The following is a 23,196-nucleotide window of genomic DNA, read 5'->3' as shown; positions in this document are numbered from 1 at the left end:
TGACTTTCTATATCATAAAAGAAAAAAAAGACCGAAAATCGGTCTTTTCTTTCTTCTATAATAAAGTCAGACAACATACCTTATTCATAACTTTAACGGCAAGTGATAGTCTCTTCCTTCGCCGCATAAACAGCACGTGCTCCACCAATTAGCTTTCCACGTGTTGTTGCCATCGTTACATGTGCACTTCCAATTTCCTTCACACTAGTACGAACCGGAACAGCTACGTGCTTTAAATGCATACCGATAAATGTATCACCAATATCCATTCCCGCATCTGCTTTAATAAACTCAATTACTACCGGATCTTTCAAATTGTGATAAGCATATGTTGCTAATGCACCACCTGCTGATCTAACAGGCGTAACTGTTACAATTTCAAATTGATATTTCATCGCCAACTCTTTCTCAACTACTAAAGCACGGTTTAAATGCTCACAACATTGAAACGCCAACTCAATACCTGTTTGTTCTTGAAATTGTTTTAACTCAGAAAAAATCGCCTCTGCTACTTCCATCGTTCCTGATGTCCCAATTCTTTCTCCTAGCACTTCGCTCGTACTACACCCCACTACAAAAATTTGACCACTTTGTAATGAAGCTTGTTCTTGGAAATCAGAAAGCGAAATTTGTAGCTGTTCTCTTACCTTTACGATTTCTGTCATTACGCCTCTTCCTTTCACAGGTTGGTTCACCAAATTATATTTCCTACTGCTTCTAGTTAGAATCTATTACTTTGCTTCGTATGTTTTAATTTTTCCTACGCGGTTTTCGTGACGGCCGCCTTCAAATTCAGTTGTTAACCAAATTTTTGCGATGTCGCGTGCTAGACCAGCACCAATTACACGCTCGCCCATTGCTAACATGTTTGTATCGTTATGCTCTCTCGTTGCTCTCGCACTGAAAGTATCATGAACTAACGCACAACGAATACCATTTACTTTGTTTGCAGCAATTGACATACCGATGCCTGTCCCACAAACTAAAATACCACGATCTACTTCGCCATTTGCTACCATTTCCGCTGCTGGAAACGCAAAATCAGGGTAATCAACAGAACCAGCTTCACATTCACAACCTAAATCAATATATTCAATATTTAACTCTTCTAATAAACTTACAAGTTCTTTACGGATATTCATACCGCCGTGATCAGATGCTACTACTACTTTCATTTTTACCCCTCCAAAGTTTCAATCCATTATCTTCATTCTCACTTAATCCTTTAATGGGACGAAGTGATCTCCAATATCGTATTATACACGAAACATCAACCTTCTGAATGTTTTTTCAGTAAAGTTTGTACAAGTTTTTCCATCTCTTCTAATGTTTCTTTATAAATAGAGAGAGATCCGCCGAACGGATCTGAAATATCCTTACTCATCCCCTCAGTTACTCCATATAATGTATCTACTTTCCCTTCAACACTTGGATAATGCCCAAGGATAATTTCCTTATGGTTTTCCGTCATTGTTACTACAATATCTGCCCAATCAATTAAGGCTTCGTTTACCTGCTGCGAAGCATGATCGATTGCAATTCCCTTTTCAGCTAAAGCTTCCTTTGCATGTACCGACGCATCACTTCCAGGATAGGCGAAAACACCAGCAGATTGCACTTCAAACTTACCTTCCCCATAATGGCGCAGTAACGCCTCAGCCATCGGACTACGGCATGTATTTCCAGTGCAAACAAATAATACTCGTTTCATCTAAACCCACCCCTTTTCTCTATTTCCTTCCTTTTATCATAGCGTACATTACAATAGAACAAAAGAAATGTGAATATACGAAAGGCGCATTTCTCTTATATTTTTTCTAAGAAAAATGCGCCTTATCCACATATATGTGAAACCCTATTTCCAAGTGCCCAAAGTATTTTACCATATATAAGGAACAGACTACAAAACAAAATAAGGAATCCATTTCATACGAAACGGATTCCTTTCATGTGATAATTATTTCATTGTAACTTTCATTACTTCTGTTGAACCTTTTGTAGCAGTTACACCTACAGTTGTCTTAATAGACTCAGCTGCGTCTGTGTTTGTAATAACGATTGGAGTAATTGTGCTTTTCGCTTTTTCACGAATTAATTCTAAGTCGAATGAGATTAATTTATCTCCAGCTTTTACAGCTTGTCCTTCAGAAACGTGAGCTTCAAAACCTTCGCCTTCCATTTTTACAGTTTCTAATCCAACGTGGATTAAAATTTCTGTACCGTTTTTCGCTTTAATTCCAATTGCATGTTTCGTGTGGAATAATTGTACGATTTCGCCATCAACTGGAGATACAACTACACCTTCAGTAGGATCGATTGCAACACCGTCACCCATCATACGACCAGCGAATACTGGATCTGGTACTTCTTCAATATTTTTCACCGCTCCAGTTAATGGAGCTACAATTGTTTCTTCATTTGTTTTTGAACCAAGACCGAATAATTTTTTAAACATAGGATAGTCCTCCTTATAATTTACCTAAAAGTTTATAGGGCAATCTCTATTAAAGATCAGAATAAACGTAAGACTTCATACTTCGAATATTATACTGTAAAAACGCTTTCGAAATAAATTACGTCATTACTACTAGACTCTTATTGTAGCGTCTCACAAAATTCCAGTCAATTCTGATTGTCTGAATAACAATAAGAAGTTAACTTCTACTTATATTTTCTCTTTTTTTACTTAACTTGTCTAGAGGTCTTTACTACATTTTATTTTTTGTTGTTAATTTGTAAAATTTTTTTCAAACTTTTTTCGAAATCCACTTGACTAAAGTAAGTAACTATTTTATTATTACTTACGTAAGGTAAGTTAATAACTTTTAGGAGGTTTTCAAAAATGATGGATTTCGGTCTTCTTATTATTCGTCTTATTATAGGTATTACATTCATGGGTCATGGTGCTCAAAAATTATTTGGTTGGTTCGGCGGTTACGGTTTAAAAGGAACAGGTGGCTGGATGGAATCAATCGGTTTACGCCCTGGTGTATTTATGGCATTTATGGCTGGTGCAACTGAACTATTAGGTGGTTTCTTATTCGCATCAGGTATTTTCACTGCAATCGGTTCATTATTTATTGTTGGAACAATGTTAATGGCGATCTTCACTGTTCATGGAAAAAACGGTTACTGGGTAACTCAAAATGGATATGAATATAACTTAATGTTAATCGCTGTTGCTATCGGTGTAGCTTTAATCGGTCCTGGCGCATACGTTTTACTATAATTTTTATCTTGAATCCGAGATTGTTTAGGTGGAACTTACTTCATTGTGGTTGAAGTAAGTTCTTTTTATGTAATAAAAATATTATTTTCAGCAGGAGTTTTCCACTAACATCTTGTAAACAAACAATAAGTCGTCATATTTAGAAAGGGGATTTCAATCATGTTATCCATTAATCCAAATGAACAATCGGAAAAAGAGAATTACAAATTACTTACAGGAAGTATTATTCCACGCCCTGTCGCATTCGTTACTTCTGTAACAAAAGACGGCGTATTAAATGGAGCACCATATAGTTATTTCAATATTGTTGCTGCTAATCCGCCACTTATCTCAGTTTCTGTACAACGAAAAGCTGGAGAAAGAAAAGACACTTCTCGAAACGCAATTGAAAAAGGAGAATTTGTTGTACATATCTCTGATGAATCATATGTAGCGGCAATTAACGAAACAGCAGCAAATCTCCCTCCAAATGAAAGTGAAATTGAATTAGCAAAATTAACACCAATTGAAAGTGATGTCATCTCCGTTCCAGGTGTAAAAGAAGCAAATATTCGAATGGAATGCGTACTAGAACGCGCAATCCCCCTTGGCGGAACAGAAGACTCACCAGCTTGCGATTTACTAATCGGACGCGTCGTTCGCTTCCACGTCGCAGAACACCTATACGAAAAAGGACGCATTCATGCCGAAGGACTAAAACCAGTAAGCCGCCTAGCAGGACACAACTACGCAAAACTAGGAGAACAATTTGAATTAGTGAGGCCAATCTAAAAGCGGAAGCGGCTCGTTCAGAATAGAAGTAACAATAATATAAAAGGGTGTACCAAATTAATTTGGTACACCCTTTTCATAGAAGAAGAAAAATAATTTTTCATTATTGGTCATCGACCTCTTTTCCCATTATTGGTCATCGGTAAAAAGTAACAGTGTGATTGGTTATTGGATGATTGGTTGTCCTTTGGCCATCACAAATCTCATTTTTACAAAAGTGGTCTTCTTCTATGCCTTGAAGCGGAGTCTCACCACTTCAAGGTTTAAAAGTATTTTTCACCATCAAAGTCTAGTTCAATGGCGTAGTTTTTCGCATTAATTAAGTTAGATAACCTATTAGCTTGTCTCTCTAACTCTAAACCTTTTACACGATATACTTCAGGATCAAACATGGCTACTTTTACAAGCGACGATGTTTCACCGTACGAATATACATGTTCTTCTTTCTTACTCACGCCAAACTCTTTACACTTTCGAGCTTTTGCACGTAACTGCGTTGCAAGTTCTATCGCTTCAACAATCGTTATATTCTCTCCGTTGAAATTCACTTCATTTCGGATATTTGCTTCATACATTAATTTATCTAAAAGACGAAAATCAGCGCGAACTTCATCTAGCTCCTGTTCAACTTGTACCAATGTACGCGTCTGTTTTGGAAGTGTATCACCTTTTTCAATTTCAACAAATCCAATTTGGTTCATCTCTTCTTCTAATTCATGTATTCTTTTCGATAATACACTTTTTAATTTTACAGCTTCTGCCAAAGAAATGTTAGACATAGTATCCCCCTTATATCTCTTCTTTCTGCTCCTCTAAAGTAGGTACTTTCTCTTTTTTCGGTTTCCCAAGCTTAATGACTAAGAAATATAGGGAAAGCAATGTAATAAGAAAAACAATTATAAATGGATACGGAGAATAAAAGGCACGCGCTGCCTCCGTTTTCCCTGCAACAAACTTCAATGACTCAATATCTAAAAACTCAGCAAACATTTGTACACCGAGCATACTAAACCAAAAAACAAAAAAACTAATAATAATACCAAAAACTTGCTTCAATCTCGTCATCCATCTCATCCTTTCTATATGTTTAATTTTTTAGCGCAATCAGTATAGTACAAACAAAACTATGCACAGAAAGGAACTATCTTACCATTCGCGAATTAATTTAATCCAACCTAAAATTGAAATTTGTAATATAATACCCCAAATAATAAGTAGTCGTAACCATCTCGGAAAAAAAGTTACAAATCGAATATACCATTCCAATAATTTGTTCATAACGCCCTCCCCCTTAAAATTATATAGGAAAAAGGAGATATAATCCAAATCCAACCAAAATGATACCACCTACTATCTCACCATATGTACCGAGCATACCTTTCGCATGCCTACCAATGAATAAACCAGTCCACGCTAATAACATACTAATAAATCCAAAGAGTAATATCGTAATAACTGTCTGTGCTCCGTAAATACCAAGACTAAGCCCTACTGAAAAACTATCTATACTAACACCAAATGCAAATACGAATAAACTAATTCCAATAGGGGCTGTTCTAGTCTCTTCATTCTCTAAAATAGAGGAATACACAATATAAAATCCTAGTCCTATTAATAAAATAGCACCTGCAAAATGTGCAATGTCTCCATACTGCTCTGATAAAAAACGACCTAATACCATCCCAATAAATGGCATGATAATATGAAATATCCCTATCGTCACACCGATATACAGGATCTGTCTTATCTTTAAGGCCATCATTCCCATACCAAGACTCACCGAAAATGCATCCATCCCTAAGGCGAATGCCATAATTATTAAAGGTATTAGCTGTTCAAACGTCATTCATGTCCCTCCTCGGACGTGCTACTTCACAATATGCTTATCCGAGGAGAAATATTCTGTTTGCTAATCGTACCTTATCATTCAGTAATAATATGATGTCCTGCCGCTTTTGTTAAGCGATTCATAATCGCGTTTCCTATTCCTTCATTCGGGAACGATTCACTAAAAATAACATCCACTTCACTTGCATCAAACGTTCTAAGTACATCATATAATTTAGTCGCAACGCTAGCTAAATCACTTCGAACACCACATGATAATACAACATCCGCATTATATATATGGTGATACTCTTCTGTCGTTAATACACCTACTTTGAATCCTTCTTCCTTCTTCTCATCCACAAGGCGCTGGATAAACTCACGTGATCCTTCAACGATACTGAGCGGCGCTTTCGGTGCATAATGTGTATACTTCATTCCAGGTGATTTCGGTTTTTCCTTCTCATCCTTTAGAGCCGGATCTAAAGAAACCGTGCCAATCACCGCTTCCAATTGTTCTTTCGTAATCCCACCCGGGCGTAAAATCGTTGGAACAGCGCTCGTACAATCAATTACAGTCGATTCAACACCGACTCCTGTTGCACCACCATCTACAATACCTGCGATTTTCTCATTTAAATCTTCATATACGTGAGATGCTAACGTCGGGCTTGGACGACCTGAACGATTCGCACTCGGTGCTGCAACAGGTACATTTGCCTCTTCAATAAGAGCAAGAGCTACCGGATGATCAGGCATTCTCACTCCAACTGTATGAAGTCCTGCCGTCACCTTCTCTGAAATTCCTTCTTTTCTAGGTAAAATAATTGTTAATGGACCTGGCCAAAAATGCTCCATCAACTTCTCTGCAACTGGCGGAATTTCCTTCACAATACCATCTAACTGCGATTTTGTCCCGATGTGGACAATAAGTGGATTATCACTCGGTCTTCCTTTCGCCTCAAAAATTTTCGCAATCGCTTCATCATTCATCGCGTTTGCACCTAGTCCATATACCGTTTCTGTAGGGAAGGCAATCGCCTCATTTTCCCTTAATAATTTTGCTGCTTCTTGTAACTGTGGATAATATTTTTTTCTTTCCACAACATTATCCACAACCCACATATTTGTATGCATTTTTTCCCACGTCCTTTTCTACCCTGAAATACTTGTCTATTTTTAGTTTACTATGAGATTTATCCAAAAGACAAACAAGGTTTATCCACAAAATGTGGATAAACCTAATTAATCCGTGGATAACTTTGTGAATAGCTGACAATTTAGTATTATTGCATTTGGCTCTTTTATATTTTTACAAAAGTGTTCTAACTGTCGAATTCCCTCTGGTACGTTCTCTTTCTCTATCGTAACAAAGTCAAAAAACTGAAAGATCGTTATAGATTGTGGATGATTTGTTAGTAAGTACAATTGTCGAATATTTTTTTCTTTCATATACTGCAAAAACATTTCAAAAAAATATAAGAAAGTCTGTTTATCCACATTAGGTGTGAATAAACAAGAACGAATAAGTGCGTTTTCTTCACTTTGTTCATATCCAATGACTGCCCGTATTTCTTCCGCCTCTTCCAAAATCATAAACTGTGCGTACAACTCATTTATTTTATCATCTTTTTTATTAGCTTGTCCGAAAAAAGAATGCAATCTTTCCACATCTGCCTTTGTCGCAAAATATACCTTCTTCATAATAAATCCCTCCTCTTTTTTATATATGAGAAGGGATTTACGAATAGTACTATTTAGAGAATAAAGATGTAAAAGCTTCTACAATAAATAACTTAACTTCCGGCTTTTCTTCTTCCTCTTCTACTTTTACATACTCATTTCGCTTTTCTTGTTTTTGTTCCACAGGTTTCTCCACTTTTTCCACAGTTTTTGTTTCCTCTTTACTTGCAGGTTGTTCTTCTACTTTCGTTTCATTTTTTACTACTTTTTTTTCAGAAGCTGTTACTTTTTTTGCGACTTCCTGCTTTACAACTTTCTTTTCTTTCACCTCATCCCCTTTTTTCTCTTCTGCATTTACTACTTCTTCATCATCTATTTGTTTCACTTGCTCCTCTTCAGGAGATTCAGCCTTCACAACATGTTCTTCTTTCCTTACAGCTGTACCACTTGAAAAATCTAAGAAACACATTGGTGGAAATAGTACACACCACCAGTTTGCCCCTTCACCTTCCCCAATTGTAATTAAGACTGCTTCATATTCCCCTGCCGGATAAATAAAATTCCCATATACCTTTGTAGGAAACTTTACATTTTTACTGAATTTCACTTGAAATGAATCTTTACTTCCTTCTTTTTTCAACGTATTTGCTACTGTTTTTTCGATTTCTGGAATATGACTTTGAATGACCTTGCGTGCCTCTTCAAATGAAGTTAAATCAGCTACCCATCCATCAATTTGTGCTTTTACTTCATCACGCACTTTGCGCTTTAACGCCTGGTCTTTATCTGAATCACTATTTGCTAAAATCCGTAATCGAACGGCCTCTTTCGGAATAACTGAAGGCCCTTTCGCATCAGCTTTCATATATCCAAACTGCACAAGTAACTGTGCACCAATTAATAATAGAAGAAGATAAGCAATAACTTGTTTTTTCATTTCCTCCACCGTCCCTTCTACAAACAGTGTGGACAGACTTTCATCTTTCTAAACTATTAAATTCAAAATCTATATGAATTTTTCCACAAAAAAAATAGAGTAAGGTGTAAACCTTACTCCATCTCCGCAAATACCATACGATCTTTTCCATTAATATCAAAAACAACCTCAACATGAGCATGTGGAAATGCTTGTTGTAACAGCCCTTTCACGTCCTCACCTTGCCCTACTCCAATTTCAAATGCGACAATTGCTTTCTTCTGCAACACATTCGGCAACTCTTCCATAAAGCGGCGATAGAAATCTAATCCGTCTTCACCACCAACAAGCGCTCTCTTTGGCTCATGCTCTTTCACCACTGGAGAAAGACCACGCCAATCTTCTTCCGGTATATATGGAGGATTTGAAACAACAACATCTAACTTTTGACCCGTTTCATAAAATGGTGATAATAAATCACCATGATAGAACGTTACTTCTGCGCCCAAAGTTTTCGCATTTTCTTTTGCAACTTCAATCGACTCCTGCGCAATATCTACCGTATACACATGAAGATTTTTATTTTCTAAAGCAAGTGTAATCGAAATTGCTCCGCTACCTGTACCAATATCTGCTACATGTATTTTCTCATCACCAAAATGACGCTCGATTCTTTCTAACACTCCTACTATAAGCTCTTCTGTTTCTGGTCTTGGTATTAATACTTCTTCATTCACAAAGAACGATCTTCCATAAAACATTTCATGACCAATCATATATTGAATAGGAATACCTTCTACATGCTTGTGGATAAACTCTGTAAAACTTTTTTCTTGTTCCGCAGTTATTTCTTCACGCATGTTCATCAATAATCCTGTTCTATTCGTCTTTAATACATGACAAAGGACAATTTCTCCCGCATTTTCATCTCGTCCATTCTCCTGTAAAAAAGAAGAAGCCCATTTCAGGGCTTCATAGACACGCATTACTCAGCTGCCTCCATCCTTTGAGCCTGATCTTCCATTACTAAGGCATTGATGAAATCATCTAACTTACCTTGTAAGATTTGATCTAACTTTTGAATCGTTAAACCGATTCGATGGTCTGTAACACGGTTTTGCGGGAAGTTATACGTACGAATACGCTCTGAACGATCACCCGTACCAACAGCTTGTTTACGGTTTTGATCATACTCAGCTTGTGCTTCTTGTCTAAACTTATCATAAACACGTGCGCGTAATACTTTCATCGCTTTTTCTTTATTCTTAATTTGTGATTTCTCATCCTGACATGATACAACTACACCAGTCGGTAAATGCGTTAAACGTACCGCTGACATCGTTGTATTAACGCTCTGTCCACCAGGTCCACTAGAAGCGAATGTATCAACACGAACATCTTTCTCATGAATATCAATTTCTACTTCTTCTGCCTCTGGTAATACAGCTACAGTTGCTGTAGATGTATGGATACGTCCACCAGATTCCGTTTCAGGAACACGTTGTACACGGTGAGCGCCATTCTCGAATTTCAGCTTCGCGAAAGCACCTTTACCGTTAATCATAAAGATAATCTCTTTATATCCACCTAACTCTGTATAGCTAGCCTCGATAATCTCCGTTTTCCAACCTTGCACCTCAGCATAACGGCTATACATACGATATAAGTCACCAGCAAATAAAGCGGCCTCGTCGCCACCAGCAGCTCCACGAACCTCAACGATAACGTTCTTATCATCGTTAGGGTCTTTTGGTACAAGTAAAATTTTCAGACGCTCTGATAATGTTTTTTCTTGTGATTCTAACTCAGAAACCTCTTCTTTTACCATTTCACGCATTTCTGCGTCTAACTTATCTTCTAACATTGCTTTCGCATCTTTTAATTGCTCACGAACATCCTTATACTCACGATACACCTCTACCGTTTCCTGTATATCAGACTGTTCCTTTGAATATTCACGAAGCTTATTTGAATCACTAATAATTGCTGGGTCGCTTAGCAATTCATTTAACTTCTCATAACGATTTTCTACAGCTTGCAAACGATCTAACACATCATTCACCTCTACATCCTAGTATCTAATACAAATAGTATATGGTACTTACTCAAAAAAACGCAAATTATATTTAAAAGCGTAAGCGGCTTGCTCAGAATCGCAGGCCATTGGAACTCTCGACCTTGAAGCGCTTTTTGCTTCAAGCGAGAGAGTGAAATGGCCGGAGATTCTAGCCGCTGGAGCTAGATATTACAACTTAAAGCGCAAGTGGCTCACACCACTCACACTCTCTATTCTGAAAAAAACCCGCCTTGCGCAGCGAGTTTTACTTATCTTTGTTTGTAGGAACTGCATGACAATGACGACAGCGTGGTTCATACGATTCTGAAGCACCAACTAAAATAATCGGATCATCAAATGCCGCTGGTTCTCCATCAATTAATCGTTGTGTACGACTTGCCGGAGATCCACATGCAGAACATACTGCTTGTAGTTTTGTTACATGTTCAGCAATCGCCATCAGCTGAGGAACTTGTCCAAATGGTAGACCACGGAAATCTTGGTCTAAACCAGCTACAATGACACGATAGCCACGATTTGCCAATACTTGCACCACTTCCACAATGTCCCCATCAAAGAATTGCACCTCATCGATTGCAATTACATCCATTTCTTCAGTGATATGTTCAAATATATCTTTTGAAGCTGAAACAGGAACTGCTTTTACCTTTAATCCGTTATGTGATACAACGTCTTCTTCACTATAGCGATTATCAATACATGGTTTAAATACAATTGCATGTTGTTTCGCAAATTGCGTACGACGCACACGGCGGATAAGCTCTTCTGATTTACCAGAAAACATACTACCGCAAATCACTTCAATCCAACCGTTCTGATTTATTAAGTACATGAAGCTCTCCTTTCATCTACTTTTTAATTAAAAGTAGGGTAAAGGTATAATATTTTCGCAAAAAAAACAGACAAGCGAATAGATACACTTGCCTGTTTTATGTTTTTATTACTTAAGACCGTATTTCTTATTGAAGCGGTCAACGCGTCCGTCTGCAGTAGCAAACTTCTGACGTCCAGTGTAGAATGGGTGAGAATCAGAACTGATCTCAACTTTTAGTAATGGATAAGTGTTACCATCTTCCCACTCAACAGTTTCGTTAGATCCTCTAGTAGATCCGCTTAAGAATTTGAAGCCTGTGTTTGTGTCCATGAATACAACTTTCTTGTAATCTGGGTGAATTCCTGCTTTCATTCTTTTCATCTCCTTCCGCCCTGAATCATTTTCGAAACAGAGTTTTTCATCTTCAGCTGCATACACAACTATATTGATGAAACACATATGATGAAATTATAACAAGGCTAACTTCATTTTGCAACTACCTGTTTTTGTCTTTTTAATTTTAAAAGCAGAAGCGGCTCGTTCAGAATGGGAGGGGGATGGAGCTTCTGACGTAGAGGCGCTTTTTGCCTCGTAGGAAGACGCGAAGCCACCGACCATTCTAGCCGCTGAAGCTGGATATTATCTTTAAAGTGGAGGGGGCTCGCTCAGCTCTGACCAGCTAAGGTTCTTTCGACCTAAAGGTGCTTTTTACCTTTCGGGCGGAAGGTTCTTAGATGCGAAGAGCTAGCCACCGGAACTGGATATCATTTAAAAGCAGAAGCGGCTCGCTCAGAATCGCAGGCTATTTAGAACTCTCGACCTTGAAGCGCTTTTTGCTTCGAGCGAGAGAGTGAAATGACCGGAGATTCTAGCCGCTGAAGCTGGATATTATCTTAAAATGGAGGCCGCTCATCTCTCTTTAAGATCACCTAAAAAACATAAAAAACTCGCTTACCATAAAATAAGCGAGTCCCAATCTTTTCCCTTTACTTCGTTGTTACATATCTTTTCGAATCTGCAACAATGTTTTGTAAAAATTCTTCATTTGTCTTTGTTTGACGAAGTTTACGTAAGAAACCTTCAACAAAGTCTGGTGTATCACGCATTGTTTTACGAATACCCCATAGTTTGTCTAAATGTTCTTTCGGAATTAATAGATCCTCTTTACGTGTACCAGAACGGCGAATATCAATTGCCGGGAAGATACGACGCTCAGCTAATGAACGATCTAAATGAAGTTCCATATTTCCAGTTCCTTTAAATTCTTCGTAAATTACATCGTCCATACGAGATCCTGTATCAACAAGAGCTGTTGCTAAAATTGTTAAGCTACCGCCTTCTTCGATATTACGTGCAGCTCCAAAGAAACGCTTCGGTCTATGGAAGGCAGCTGGGTCGATACCACCCGATAATGTTCTACCACTTGGCGGAATAACAAGGTTGTAAGCTCGCGCTAAACGGGTAATACTATCCATTAAAATGATAACATCTTTTTTGTGCTCTACAAGACGCATTGCACGTTCTAACACAAGTTCTGCTACTTTAATATGATTTTCTGGTACTTCATCAAAAGTAGAGCTTACAACATCTCCTTTAACAGAACGTTCAATATCTGTTACTTCCTCTGGACGCTCATCAATTAAAAGGACAATTAATTCAGCTTCCGGATGATTTGTTGTAACACTGTGTGCGATTTCTTTTAATAGACTAGTTTTACCAGCCTTTGGAGGCGCGACAATTAAACCACGTTGTCCAAATCCAACTGGTGCAATTAAATCCATGATGCGTGTCGGTAACTTTTTCGGTTCCGTTTCCAATTTCATTTGGCGATCTGGGTATAATGGTGTTAATGCAGGGAAATGCACACGCTCTTTTGCTGACTCTGGATCATCTCCGTTTACAGCTTCAACTTGTAATAATCCAAAGTAGCGTTCATTTTCTTTCGGAGGTCGTACTTTACCAGAAACCTTATCTCCATTACGTAAATCGAAACGACGAATTTGCGAAGCTGAGATATAAATATCTTCTGAGCTTGGAGAGTAGTTGATAGGACGTAGGAATCCAAATCCTTCTGATTGAATAATTTCTAATACGCCTTCCATGAAGAAGAAACCTTCTTTTTCTGCTCGAGCTTTTAAAATGGCGAAGATTAACTCTTTTTTCGTTAATTTGCTATAATACGAAATTTTAAATTCTTTCGCAAGCTCGTATAACTCTTTTAATTTCATGTTTTCTAATGCTGCAATTGACAAATTCATTCAGACACCACACTTTAACGTTATTCTCTTTTCACATGGGTAAAGGGAAAAAATACGGAAGGCAAATAATTAATAATGAAAGGCAATAAGTTCAAGTAGGGTAATATTCACTATTGTAACCCTTTTATCTAGTTTTAATCAATACGTTGAAACACAAATACAAGAAGCGAAGACAAGAAAATTTGTCTTCGCTTTTTATTTAATCCAGCTTCAGCAGCTAGAATGGTCGGTGGCTTCACTTCTTCCTACGAGGCACAAAACGCCTCTTCGTCAGGAGTTCCAATGCCTTCCCCTTCTGAGCAAGCCACCTCCGCTTTTTACTTAATAACCAAGTTCGGTTTTTTATTTAAGCTGTGACGTCCGTCTACGAAGCGTACTGTGCCTGATTTTGCGCGCATAACAAGGGATTGTGTTGTTCCTACGCTACCTTTAAATTGAACGCCGCGTAGTAGTTCTCCGTCTGTTACGCCTGTTGCTGCGAAGATTGCATCGTCACCTTTTACTAAGTCCTCCATGCGAAGGATGCGGTTGATGTCTTCTATGCCCATCTTTTTGCAACGCGCCAATTCAGCTTCGTTTTGTGGTAATAATTTCCCGTGAATTTCTCCACCTAAACATTTTAATGCAACTGCTGCTAACACACCCTCAGGCGCGCCACCAGAGCCGAATAAAATATCTACACCTGTACGATCAAATGCGGTGTTGATTGCACCAGCTACGTCTCCATCATTAATCAATTTAATGCGAGCACCAGCTTTACGAATTTCTTCAATAATTGCTTGATGACGTGGACGGTTTAAAACTGTCGCTACAACATCTTCAATATCTTTGTTTTTCGCTTTCGCAACTGCACGTAAGTTATCGATAATAGGCGCATCAATATCGACCGCCCCAACTGCTTCTGGGCCAACCGCGATTTTATCCATGTACATGTCAGGAGCATGTAACAAATTACCATGATCTGCAATTGCAATAACAGCAAGAGCATTCCATCCACCAGCTGCTACAATGTTTGTCCCTTCTAAAGGATCAACTGCAACGTCTACACGCGGACCATATCCTGTACCTAATTTTTCTCCGATATATAGCATTGGTGCTTCATCCATTTCACCTTCACCAATTACAACTGTACCTTTCATCGGAATTGTATCAAATACATCACGCATAGCTGATGTTGCTGCACCGTCTGCCTCATCCTTTTTCCCGCGTCCCATCCAACGCGCTGATGATAAAGCTGCAGCCTCTGTTACACGTACTAACTCCATAGATAAACTTCTTTCCACGATAATCCCTCTCCTTTAAGTCTTTATATTTCTGCCGTATTTTGTGAACCGTGTTTTTCTATAAAGTGTACTTCCGCAAGTAGTGATGCTTCGCTTCCCCCTCGCGGAAGTATCACTTATGCGTTCTTCATTTCTTCAATTTCTTGCTTTGTCATTTGTTCTCGCCAAATGTTTGCACCAAGCCCTTTAAGCTTGTCTACTATATTTTCATAGCCACGATCAATATGCTCAAGTCCGGTTACTTCTGTAATTCCATCCGCCATCAATCCTGCAATAACAAGAGCTGCTCCAGCTCGCAAATCACTCGCTTTCACTTTTGCACCTTGTAATAAAACAGGACCAGTTACGATAGCTGACCGACCTTCTACTTTAATTTGCGCATTCATGCGACGTAATTCATCAATATGTTTAAAACGTGCGCCATAAATCGTATCCGTTACAACACCCGTTCCATGCGCCTTTGTTAAAAGTGTTGTAAATGGCTGTTGTAAATCTGTTGGGAAACCTGGATATACAAGCGTTTTTATATCAACTACTTTTAATCTTCTATCACCGTTCACTGTAATCTGGTCATCATTCGTTTCAACTTGGACACCAGCTTCTCTTAATTTTGCAGTAACTGACTCCAAATGCTGAGGAATAACATTATCAACTGTTACTTCTCCTCCTGACGCAGCACCTAAAATCATATACGTACCCGCTTCAATACGATCTGGAATGATCGTATGATGACAACCGTGCAATGAATCCACACCATCAATTCGGATTACATCTGTACCAGCACCTTTAATGCGTGCTCCCATGCTAGTTAACAATGTAGCTACATCAATAATCTCTGGTTCTTTCGCTGCGTTTTCAATAACAGTTCTACCTTTCGCTCGTACAGCTGCTAGCATAATATTAATCGTAGCTCCTACACTAACAACATCTAAATAAATACGTGCCCCTCGTAGTTCATCTGCTCTTAAATAGATAGCACCTTGTTCATTCGTAACATGTGCACCTAACGCTTCAAATCCTTTAATGTGCTGATCAATCGGCCTCGGTCCTAAGTGACATCCACCTGGAAGCCCAATAACAGCTTTTTTAAAACGGCCAAGCATCGCACCCATTAAATAATAAGAAGCACGCAATTTTTTCACTTTTCCATTTGGTAAAGGCATTGCAACCATGTTAGAAGGATCGACTACCATCTCTTCCTCCTGTCCATACGTTACTCTTCCTCCAATTTCCTCTAGTAAGTCTCCTAACATTTTCACGTCCGAAATATTAGGGACACCACCAATAGTTACTGGAGTATCTGCTAAAATTGTCGCTGGAATTAGTGCAACGGCACTGTTCTTTGCACCACTCACACGAATTGTTCCATTTAAAGCTCTTCCGCCTTCAATTAGCAATTTTTCCATATTGAGCTCCCTTCTTGTGAATGTATTTACTTTCTATATTTTTATAGAAAGCTCCCCCTTAAGAATCTCAATCACTCTTTCCACCCTAACACTCAATAAATAGGAAACCATCATCTTCATTTCTCCTGTAATACAAAAAGATAAAGATTAACTATTTATCGAATTTACTTTATCAATTTAGATACATTATCACATTTATTAATAGGACTATGCACATTATTTTCTATTTCAAAAACAAAATGATAAAATCTTTAGACTTGTTCACGCTTTCATTATACAACGAAAGGAAACCGTCTAAAAGAGTAGACGGTTTCCAAAACGGAATTTTATTCTTACGCTTTACCGTTAGAACCGAATTCGCGAATTTTACCAATAACAGTTGCTTTGATAGCGTCGCGGCCAGGTCCGATAAATTTACGAGGATCGTAAACTTCTTGGTCTTTGTTTAATACTTCACGAACAGCTTTTGTAAACTCAATTTGGTTCTCAGTGTTTACGTTGATTTTTGAAGTACCTAAAGAGATAGCTTTTTCGATATCAGCAGTTGGGATACCAGTACCACCGTGTAATACTAAAGGTACGCCAGTGAAGTCACGAACTTGTTCCATTTCAGCGAATCCTAAGTTAGGCTCACCTTTGTAAGGACCGTGTACAGAACCTAAAGCTGGAGCTAGGCAATCGATACCTGTTGCTTCAACAAGGTGCTTACACTCAGCTGGGTCAGCGTAAATTACGCCTTCAGCGATTACGTCGTCTTCTTGTCCGCCAACTGTTCCAAGCTCAGCTTCAACAGATACGTTACGAGCGTGTGCGTATTCTACTACTTTTTTAGTAGTTTCTACGTTTTCTTCGAATGGGTGGTGAGAAGCGTCGATCATTACAGATGTGAAACCTGCATCGATTGCTTCTTTACATTTTTCGAAGCTTGAACCATGGTCAAGGTGAATCGCTACAGGAACAGTGATGTTCATTTCTTCGATTAAAGCTTTAACCATAGCTACAACTGTTTTGAAACCAGTCATATGACGAGCTGCACCCTCAGATACACCTAGGATTACAGGAGATTTTTCTTCTTCCGCAGCAGCTAAGATAGCTTGAGTCCACTCTAAGTTGTTCATGTTGAATTGACCAACTGCGTATTTTCCTTCTAGTGCTTTGTTTAGCATTTCTTTCATAGAAACTAAAGGCATGGTGAATCCTCCTAAAAAACGTTTTTTGTATCCGATAAGTTCTTATCGCTGGTAGTATGACCAGAATAAGGTAAAATATGTATATCTACATACCGGACTTTTTTCTACACTCAATAGGATAACAACTTGTACTCAAAAACTCAACCGTATTCACCTGCACAATAGTCCATGTAAACGCTTTTTTCCATATTTTTTATAAAAAATTCATTTTTAAGCCTCTACAGCGAGTTCATTTCTCACCGCTTGACGAATTTCATCAATATCAAATGGTTTAGCAAAATGCATTAAAGCACCTAAATCTTTTGCTTCTTGGATCATATCAAGCTCTCCATAAGCAGTCATTAAAATCACTTTAATACTCTCATCAATTTCTTTTACATGCTTTAAAATCTCTATACCATCCATACCTGGAATTTTCATATCTAACACAACTAAATCTGGATTATCTTTTTTCACGATATCTAAAGCTTGAAATCCATTCGCTGCTTGGAATGTCTGATAACCTTCTTTTTGGAACACTTCATGTAATAACACACGAATGCCATATTGATCATCAACGATTAAAATTTTCCCTTCCATAACTCCCAACCTTTCTGTGTAAGTACAAGATTTAAAGCTTCTTATATCTTAACGATTAATTTTCGCTATTCTTTACCAAATTCCTTCCTATTTCTTTCTTATTTTACCGTTTCCTATTTTGTTATGCCACCTTCGATTTCACCTTTCTAAAAAAATAAACTATAATGAAAGCCGGTAAACACGTACGAAGGGAGTAACATTATGTTAAAAATTTTTTCAACCCAATTAAGCGGTTATTTCTCCAGAGTTTCTCAAAAAGAGGAAATGAATATAGAAGATAGCGCCCGTCTACTTGCTCAAGCATTAGTTGGCGAAGGTTTCATTTATTTACATGGTACAAATGAAATGGAGGGCGTTGTTGCTGAAGCACTATTCGGTGCTGAACCAATGAAGCAAGCAAAACGATTTTTTGAAAATGGTAAAGAAGTAGAAGTAACTTCTGCAGATCGTGTGCTTCTTATTAGCCGTTTTTCAACAGATGAAGAAGTTGTAGCAATAGCAAAAAAACTGCAAGCAGATGGACACTCTATTGTCGGCATCTCTGCTATTCAAGAAGGCAATGAATCACTAGAACAATATACAGATGTACATATTGATACAAAACTGTTAAAAGGGCTTATTCCAGACGATGAAGGTAATCGCTACGGATTCCCAAGCTTAATGATAGCTTTATTTGCATATCACGGAATCAAATTTACAATCGATGAAATGTTAAATGAATATTAAAAAAAGCGCCCTATTTCAGGCGCTTTTTTATTACTTGCTCTCTTTATTCGTAATAGAAGCTTTTACGAAGTCATGGAACAATGGCTGTGGACGGTTTGGACGAGAAACAAGTTCTGGGTGGAACTGTGCTGCCACGAACCAAGGGTGATCTTTTAATTCAATGATTTCAACTAGACGGCCATCTGGGCTTGTACCAGAGAATACAAATCCTTCTTTTTCCATATCCGGACGGAATTGATTGTTGAACTCATAACGATGACGATGACGCTCATATACAACCGGCTCATTGTAAGCGTTGTAAGCATTTGTTTCTTCAGCAAGCTTACATGGATATAGACCAAGACGAAGTGTACCACCTAAGTCTTCTACATCTTTTTGTTCTGGTAATAAGTCGATGATTGCGTAAGGTGTGTCAGGATTGATTTCAGAAGAGTTAGCTCCTTCTAATCCTAATACGTTACGTGCGAATTCGATTGATGCAAGTTGCATACCTAAGCAAATTCCTAGGAATGGAACCTTGTTTTCACGAGCATATTGAATTGCAACGATTTTACCTTCTACACCACGATCACCGAAGCCACCTGGTACAAGGATACCATCTGTGTCTCCTACTAATTCTTGTACGTTCTCTGCTGTTACGTGCTCAGCATTTACCCATTTCACTTCTACATCTGTGTCGAAAGAGTAACCCGCATGACGAAGTGCTTCTACAACAGAAATGTATGCATCTTGAAGCTCTACGTATTTACCAACAAGAGCGATTTTTGTTTTCTTAGAAAGGTTACGCACTTTTTCAACTAGCGCAGTCCACTCTGTCATATCTGCAGCTGGATTGTCTAATTTTAAGTGATCGCAAACGATTTGGTCCATATTTTGCTCTTGAAGAGATAATGGAACTGCATATAAAGTATCTGCATCGCGTGCTTCAATAACTGCTTTTGTATCAATGTCACAGAATAATGCAAGCTTGTCTTTCATATCTTGAGAAACAGGCATTTCTGTACGAACAACGATAATATTTGGTTGAATACCTAAACTGCGAAGCTCTTTAACGCTATGTTGCGTTGGTTTTGTTTTCATTTCACCCGCTGCTTTTAAGTACGGGATTAACGTACAATGAATGTACATTACATTGTCACGACCGATGTCGCTCTTAATTTGACGGATTGCTTCTAAGAATGGTAGAGACTCGATGTCACCAACAGTTCCACCGATTTCTGTAATAACAACGTCCGCGTTTGTTTCGCGACCAGAACGGTATACGCGCTCTTTAATTTCGTTAGTAATGTGAGGAATAACTTGAACTGTTCCTCCTAGGTATTCACCACGACGCTCTTTTTGAAGAACTGAAGAGTAAATTTTACCTGTTGTTACGTTGCTGTATTTGTTTAAGTTGATGTCGATGAAACGCTCATAGTGACCAAGGTCTAAGTCAGTTTCTGCACCATCATCTGTTACGAATACCTCACCGTGTTGGTATGGGCTCATAGTCCCTGGGTCTACGTTAATGTATGGATCAAACTTTTGAATTGTTACGTTTAAACCACGATTTTTTAAAAGTCTTCCAAGAGATGCTGCTGTAATACCTTTACCTAAAGACGATACTACACCGCCTGTTACAAAAATATACTTAGTCATGAAAAAGCTCCCTTCTATTTTGCTGTTATATAATCACCGTTGCAAAGCGCAACGTATGTAGATAACACTGTATCCATCTTATTGTTAGACTCTTTTTATTTTCTAAACAAAAAACAAAAAAGAAAATTGCTCCCCTCATCACATAAAGTAATAAGTAGGGAGCAATTTTCTTTTATATTTACACTTTAAAAGTATTATCGTCCTTTTTTAAAGAGCCCAAAAATGATTCTACATGGACGATAATGAAAAGTCAAGAACTACAGTTCTTCCTCTTCTTCTTCTTCAGTTTCATCATACTCAAGTTCTTCTTCAGCGAAGTCATCTTCATCGTCCTCTAAATCATCAAGATCATCGTCGTCTCCGTCTTCGTCTTCAAGAACCTTGTCCAAATCTTCTACATCATCATCTTCGTCTTCATTTCCGTCTACATCATCAAAGTCATCTTCATCTTCTTCAATGTAGTCGTCAAAACCGTCTTCTTCAACTTTACGTTTCTTCTTCGGTTTTGGTTGAGGCAAGATTTCTTCATCAATTTGCTCATATGGGTACCAGCTACGTAATCCCCAACGATTTTCTCCTAAATTAATGAAACGTCCATCGATGTTTAAGTCTGTATAAAATTGTGCGATCTTCGCATTAACTTGCTCTTGAGATAGTCCCAGCACTTGAGCGATTTCTTGAACCAACTCGTTGAATGTCGTTGCTTGTTTTTTATCCCCTAAAACGCTATGTACAACTTCAATCATTGAACATTCTTTTAGCTCTTCTGGTGAATATTGCTTAAAATCCACTTATGCGGCACTTCCTTTCATCAAATATAACCTTATATATAACGGCCTGCTTAAAAAAATCCATACTATTCATTATAAACAAAAGTCGCACAAATATGCTACAAAAAAAACGGGAAACTTTTATAGGGTAGTAAAATTATAATTTGTGCATTCCTTATTTCGGAAGCATATGGGCCCCTTGTAATACATACCTAATTTGCATGTCTGTATATTCCTCGAGCGTATATAGCTTTTGCAACGCCCAACGTCGAAATCCCCACATCTGTCCTTGTATAAAAATATTATGCGCAAGAAGCTGTATTTCTTTTTTATTTAATGTAAATGTTCCGTTTTCCGTACACTGTTCTAAAATATTCTCAAACATTCCTACCATTTGAAACTCCTTTTCTAATACGTACGGGAGTGATTCTTTCGGTAAAAAGCGTACCTCTTGATACATTATTAATACTTCTTCCTGCAATTCGTCCATCACTTTAAAATAATTCGTTATTGCTATCTTTAAACTTTCTACACTTCCTTTTTCCGTACAAACTACTTCCTCTAATCTTTCTTTTACATGTTCATAAATACTATCACAAACTAAATACAAAACATCATCTTTTGTACGAATGTATTCATAAAGCGTTCCAATACTAAATCCAGCTGCCTTTGCAATCTCTCTCGTTGTTGTACGCGGAAATCCTTTTTGTTTAAACAGTTGTACTGCACCTTTAATCATTTGTTCACGCCTTAACGCAACTAATTTTTCATCTTTCACTGATGCATGCACATTATGTTTAACCATCCCCTTCACCTCTCTATTATTTTTTGGAAGGAAAAAGCGTAGGAAAATACCTACGCCTTTGATCCTACTTCGTTAACATACGAGAAATTACGAGCCTTTGAATCTCTTGTGTTCCTTCATATATCTGTGTAATCTTTGCATCTCGCATGTATCGCTCTACTGGATAATCTTTCGTATAACCGTAACCACCAAATACTTGTACCGCTTCCGTCGTCACCTTCATCGCTGCATCACCTGCAAATACTTTTGACATCGCTGACTCTTTCCCATACGGAAACCCTTCCGATTCCAGCCAAGCTGCTTGATATGTTAGAAGACGCGCCGCCTCCACATCCGTTGCCATATCTGCAAGTTTAAAGCCAATCCCTTGCTGCGCCGCAATCGGCTTCCCAAACTGATGACGCTCTCTTGCATATTCTACGGAAGCATCTAAAGCCCCTTGTGCAATACCGACCGCTTGCGCCGCAATACCGTTACGGCCACCATCTAATGTTTGCATCGCTATCTTAAACCCTTGTCCTTCTTCCCCTAGTAAATTCTCTACAGGAATACGGCAATCTTCGAACATAATTTCAGTTGTTGGTGAAGAGCGAATCCCTAATTTACTCTCCTTCTTCCCAACTGAAAATCCTGGTGTATCACTTTCCACTATAAATGCACTCGTGCCACGCTGCTTCGATTCAGGATCAGTTAATGCGAAAACAACATAAATATCAGCAATACCACCATTAGTGATAAATATTTTTGATCCATTTAATACATAATGGTCTCCATCTCTTTTGGCGATCGTCTTCATTCCACCAGCATCCGATCCAGACCCTGGCTCCGTTAAGCCGTACGCACCAATTTTCTTTCCTTCAGCCATCGGTCGTAAAAATGTTTGCTTTTGCTCTTCTGTTCCAAATTTAAAAATTGGCCAACCAGCAAGCGAAGTATGTGCAGACAATGTTACACCTGTAGAAGCACATACACGCGATAATTCTTCAATAGCAATTACATATGCTAAGTAATCGCTTCCAATTCCGCCGTATTCTTCAGGCCACGGAATACCAGTTAAACCAAGCTCGGCCATTTGATCAAATATTGCACGATCAAATCTCTCTTCTTCATCACGCTCAGCTGCCGTCGGTGCTACTTCATTCTTAGCAAAGTCTCGAACCATTTTTCTTATCATTTCATGTTCTTCTGATAGTTTAAAATGCATGCCCGTCTCCCCCTTGTGCT

Annotated in this window: 27 protein-coding genes; 3 read left to right on the top strand and 24 right to left on the bottom strand. The window is 38.3% G+C overall.

Annotated features, from left to right (window positions below):
- Positions 1-92: 92 nt before the first annotated feature.
- From PDQ40_RS15250 to PDQ40_RS15235, 4 genes are all read right to left on the bottom strand, one after another.
- On the bottom strand, positions 93-665 hold the full coding sequence (locus tag PDQ40_RS15250; RefSeq protein ID WP_000136362.1) for a TIGR01440 family protein: 573 nt from the start codon (positions 663-665) through the stop codon (positions 93-95).
- Between the two features lie 66 nt (positions 666-731).
- A complete protein-coding gene (gene rpiB, locus PDQ40_RS15245; RefSeq protein WP_000869919.1) occupies positions 732-1,175 on the bottom strand; it encodes a ribose 5-phosphate isomerase B in 444 nt (147 codons plus the stop codon).
- 95 nt (positions 1,176-1,270) lie between these two features.
- Positions 1,271-1,711 (bottom strand): low molecular weight protein arginine phosphatase, encoded by a 441-nt coding sequence (locus tag PDQ40_RS15240; RefSeq protein WP_000832384.1) that lies wholly within the window; start codon positions 1,709-1,711, stop codon positions 1,271-1,273.
- A gap of 246 nt (positions 1,712-1,957) precedes the next feature.
- Positions 1,958-2,455: a PTS sugar transporter subunit IIA gene (locus tag PDQ40_RS15235; RefSeq protein WP_000473666.1), complete on the bottom strand. Its 498-nt coding sequence runs from the start codon at positions 2,453-2,455 to the stop codon at positions 1,958-1,960.
- A gap of 387 nt (positions 2,456-2,842) precedes the next feature.
- Between PDQ40_RS15235 and PDQ40_RS15230 the strand changes: the two genes are divergently transcribed.
- Both PDQ40_RS15230 and PDQ40_RS15225 read left to right on the top strand, forming a co-directional pair.
- Positions 2,843-3,229, top strand: a complete 387-nt coding sequence (locus PDQ40_RS15230; protein ID WP_000968618.1) for a DoxX family protein — start codon at positions 2,843-2,845, stop codon at positions 3,227-3,229.
- Between the two features lie 159 nt (positions 3,230-3,388).
- On the top strand, positions 3,389-4,000 hold the full coding sequence (locus PDQ40_RS15225; RefSeq protein ID WP_000949039.1) for a flavin reductase family protein: 612 nt from the start codon (positions 3,389-3,391) through the stop codon (positions 3,998-4,000).
- Positions 4,001-4,263: 263 nt separating this feature from the next.
- On the opposite strand, the gene PDQ40_RS15220 is transcribed toward PDQ40_RS15225, so the two are convergent.
- The 16 genes from PDQ40_RS15220 to spo0F all read right to left on the bottom strand — a co-directional run bounded on the left by PDQ40_RS15220 (position 4,264) and on the right by spo0F (position 18,033).
- Entirely contained in the window at positions 4,264-4,779 is a 516-nt protein-coding gene (locus PDQ40_RS15220) for a hypothetical protein (protein WP_000065590.1), read from the bottom strand.
- A gap of 10 nt (positions 4,780-4,789) precedes the next feature.
- Positions 4,790-5,065, bottom strand: a complete 276-nt coding sequence (locus PDQ40_RS15215; protein ID WP_000197468.1) for a DUF3935 domain-containing protein — start codon at positions 5,063-5,065, stop codon at positions 4,790-4,792.
- 81 nt (positions 5,066-5,146) lie between these two features.
- The gene (locus PDQ40_RS15210) at positions 5,147-5,278 is read right to left on the bottom strand and encodes a hypothetical protein (RefSeq protein ID WP_001037626.1); all 132 of its coding nucleotides are present in this window, start codon (positions 5,276-5,278) and stop codon (positions 5,147-5,149) included.
- Positions 5,279-5,297: 19 nt separating this feature from the next.
- Positions 5,298-5,846, bottom strand: coding sequence for a manganese efflux pump MntP (locus tag PDQ40_RS15205; RefSeq protein WP_000142468.1), 549 nt, complete (start codon positions 5,844-5,846; stop codon positions 5,298-5,300).
- 77 nt (positions 5,847-5,923) lie between these two features.
- Positions 5,924-6,964 (bottom strand): L-threonylcarbamoyladenylate synthase, encoded by a 1,041-nt coding sequence (locus PDQ40_RS15200; protein WP_000557336.1) that lies wholly within the window; start codon positions 6,962-6,964, stop codon positions 5,924-5,926.
- 108 nt (positions 6,965-7,072) lie between these two features.
- The gene (locus PDQ40_RS15195) at positions 7,073-7,531 is read right to left on the bottom strand and encodes a mechanosensitive ion channel protein (RefSeq protein WP_000758435.1); all 459 of its coding nucleotides are present in this window, start codon (positions 7,529-7,531) and stop codon (positions 7,073-7,075) included.
- A 49-nt stretch (positions 7,532-7,580) separates the two neighbouring features.
- The gene (gene spoIIR / locus PDQ40_RS15190) at positions 7,581-8,447 is read right to left on the bottom strand and encodes a stage II sporulation protein R (RefSeq protein WP_002163457.1); all 867 of its coding nucleotides are present in this window, start codon (positions 8,445-8,447) and stop codon (positions 7,581-7,583) included.
- A gap of 113 nt (positions 8,448-8,560) precedes the next feature.
- Positions 8,561-9,412: a peptide chain release factor N(5)-glutamine methyltransferase gene (gene prmC, locus PDQ40_RS15185; RefSeq protein WP_001267033.1), complete on the bottom strand. Its 852-nt coding sequence runs from the start codon at positions 9,410-9,412 to the stop codon at positions 8,561-8,563.
- Positions 9,412-10,479: a peptide chain release factor 1 gene (gene prfA, locus PDQ40_RS15180; protein ID WP_000887065.1), complete on the bottom strand. Its 1,068-nt coding sequence runs from the start codon at positions 10,477-10,479 to the stop codon at positions 9,412-9,414. Before prfA ends, prmC begins: the two co-directional genes overlap by 1 nt.
- 268 nt (positions 10,480-10,747) lie before the next feature.
- Positions 10,748-11,335: a thymidine kinase gene (locus PDQ40_RS15175; RefSeq protein WP_000280862.1), complete on the bottom strand. Its 588-nt coding sequence runs from the start codon at positions 11,333-11,335 to the stop codon at positions 10,748-10,750.
- Between the two features lie 108 nt (positions 11,336-11,443).
- A complete protein-coding gene (locus PDQ40_RS15170) occupies positions 11,444-11,689 on the bottom strand; it encodes a type B 50S ribosomal protein L31 (RefSeq protein ID WP_000643437.1) in 246 nt (81 codons plus the stop codon).
- Positions 11,690-12,303: 614 nt separating this feature from the next.
- Positions 12,304-13,575: a transcription termination factor Rho gene (gene rho / locus PDQ40_RS15165; RefSeq protein WP_001053898.1), complete on the bottom strand. Its 1,272-nt coding sequence runs from the start codon at positions 13,573-13,575 to the stop codon at positions 12,304-12,306.
- 317 nt (positions 13,576-13,892) lie between these two features.
- Positions 13,893-14,858, bottom strand: a complete 966-nt coding sequence (gene glpX / locus PDQ40_RS15160) for a class II fructose-bisphosphatase (protein WP_000442336.1) — start codon at positions 14,856-14,858, stop codon at positions 13,893-13,895.
- A gap of 116 nt (positions 14,859-14,974) precedes the next feature.
- The gene (murA, locus tag PDQ40_RS15155) at positions 14,975-16,264 is read right to left on the bottom strand and encodes a UDP-N-acetylglucosamine 1-carboxyvinyltransferase (RefSeq protein WP_000413260.1); all 1,290 of its coding nucleotides are present in this window, start codon (positions 16,262-16,264) and stop codon (positions 14,975-14,977) included.
- Positions 16,265-16,596: 332 nt separating this feature from the next.
- Positions 16,597-17,454, bottom strand: a complete 858-nt coding sequence (locus PDQ40_RS15150) for a class II fructose-bisphosphate aldolase (RefSeq protein ID WP_001131850.1) — start codon at positions 17,452-17,454, stop codon at positions 16,597-16,599.
- Positions 17,455-17,664: 210 nt separating this feature from the next.
- A complete protein-coding gene (spo0F, locus tag PDQ40_RS15145) occupies positions 17,665-18,033 on the bottom strand; it encodes a sporulation initiation phosphotransferase Spo0F (protein WP_000398594.1) in 369 nt (122 codons plus the stop codon).
- A gap of 201 nt (positions 18,034-18,234) precedes the next feature.
- On the opposite strand from spo0F, the gene PDQ40_RS15140 reads away from it, so the two are divergent.
- The gene (locus tag PDQ40_RS15140; RefSeq protein ID WP_000912421.1) at positions 18,235-18,759 is read left to right on the top strand and encodes a DUF2529 domain-containing protein; all 525 of its coding nucleotides are present in this window, start codon (positions 18,235-18,237) and stop codon (positions 18,757-18,759) included.
- 30 nt (positions 18,760-18,789) lie between these two features.
- On the opposite strand, the gene pyrG is transcribed toward PDQ40_RS15140, so the two are convergent.
- The 4 genes from pyrG to acdA all read right to left on the bottom strand — a co-directional run bounded on the left by pyrG (position 18,790) and on the right by acdA (position 23,176).
- Complete coding sequence (pyrG, locus tag PDQ40_RS15135) at positions 18,790-20,397, bottom strand: CTP synthase (protein ID WP_000170454.1); 1,608 nt, start codon at positions 20,395-20,397, stop codon at positions 18,790-18,792.
- A gap of 257 nt (positions 20,398-20,654) precedes the next feature.
- Positions 20,655-21,188 carry a DNA-directed RNA polymerase subunit delta gene (rpoE, locus tag PDQ40_RS15130; RefSeq protein WP_000346283.1) on the bottom strand — a complete coding sequence of 178 codons (534 nt, stop codon included), beginning with the start codon at positions 21,186-21,188 and terminating at the stop codon, positions 20,655-20,657.
- A gap of 154 nt (positions 21,189-21,342) precedes the next feature.
- Positions 21,343-21,972: a TetR/AcrR family transcriptional regulator gene (locus PDQ40_RS15125; RefSeq protein ID WP_000238604.1), complete on the bottom strand. Its 630-nt coding sequence runs from the start codon at positions 21,970-21,972 to the stop codon at positions 21,343-21,345.
- Positions 21,973-22,036: 64 nt separating this feature from the next.
- On the bottom strand, positions 22,037-23,176 hold the full coding sequence (gene acdA / locus PDQ40_RS15120) for an acyl-CoA dehydrogenase AcdA (protein ID WP_270691482.1): 1,140 nt from the start codon (positions 23,174-23,176) through the stop codon (positions 22,037-22,039).
- Between the last annotated feature and the right edge of the window lie 20 nt (positions 23,177-23,196).

Origin of the sequence: Bacillus cereus group sp. Bc061, assembly GCF_027715825.1 — a bacterium.
In the GTDB taxonomy this organism is placed as follows: domain Bacteria; phylum Bacillota; class Bacilli; order Bacillales; family Bacillaceae_G; genus Bacillus_A; species Bacillus_A paranthracis.
This window is presented reverse-complemented; position numbering and strand designations above follow the sequence as displayed.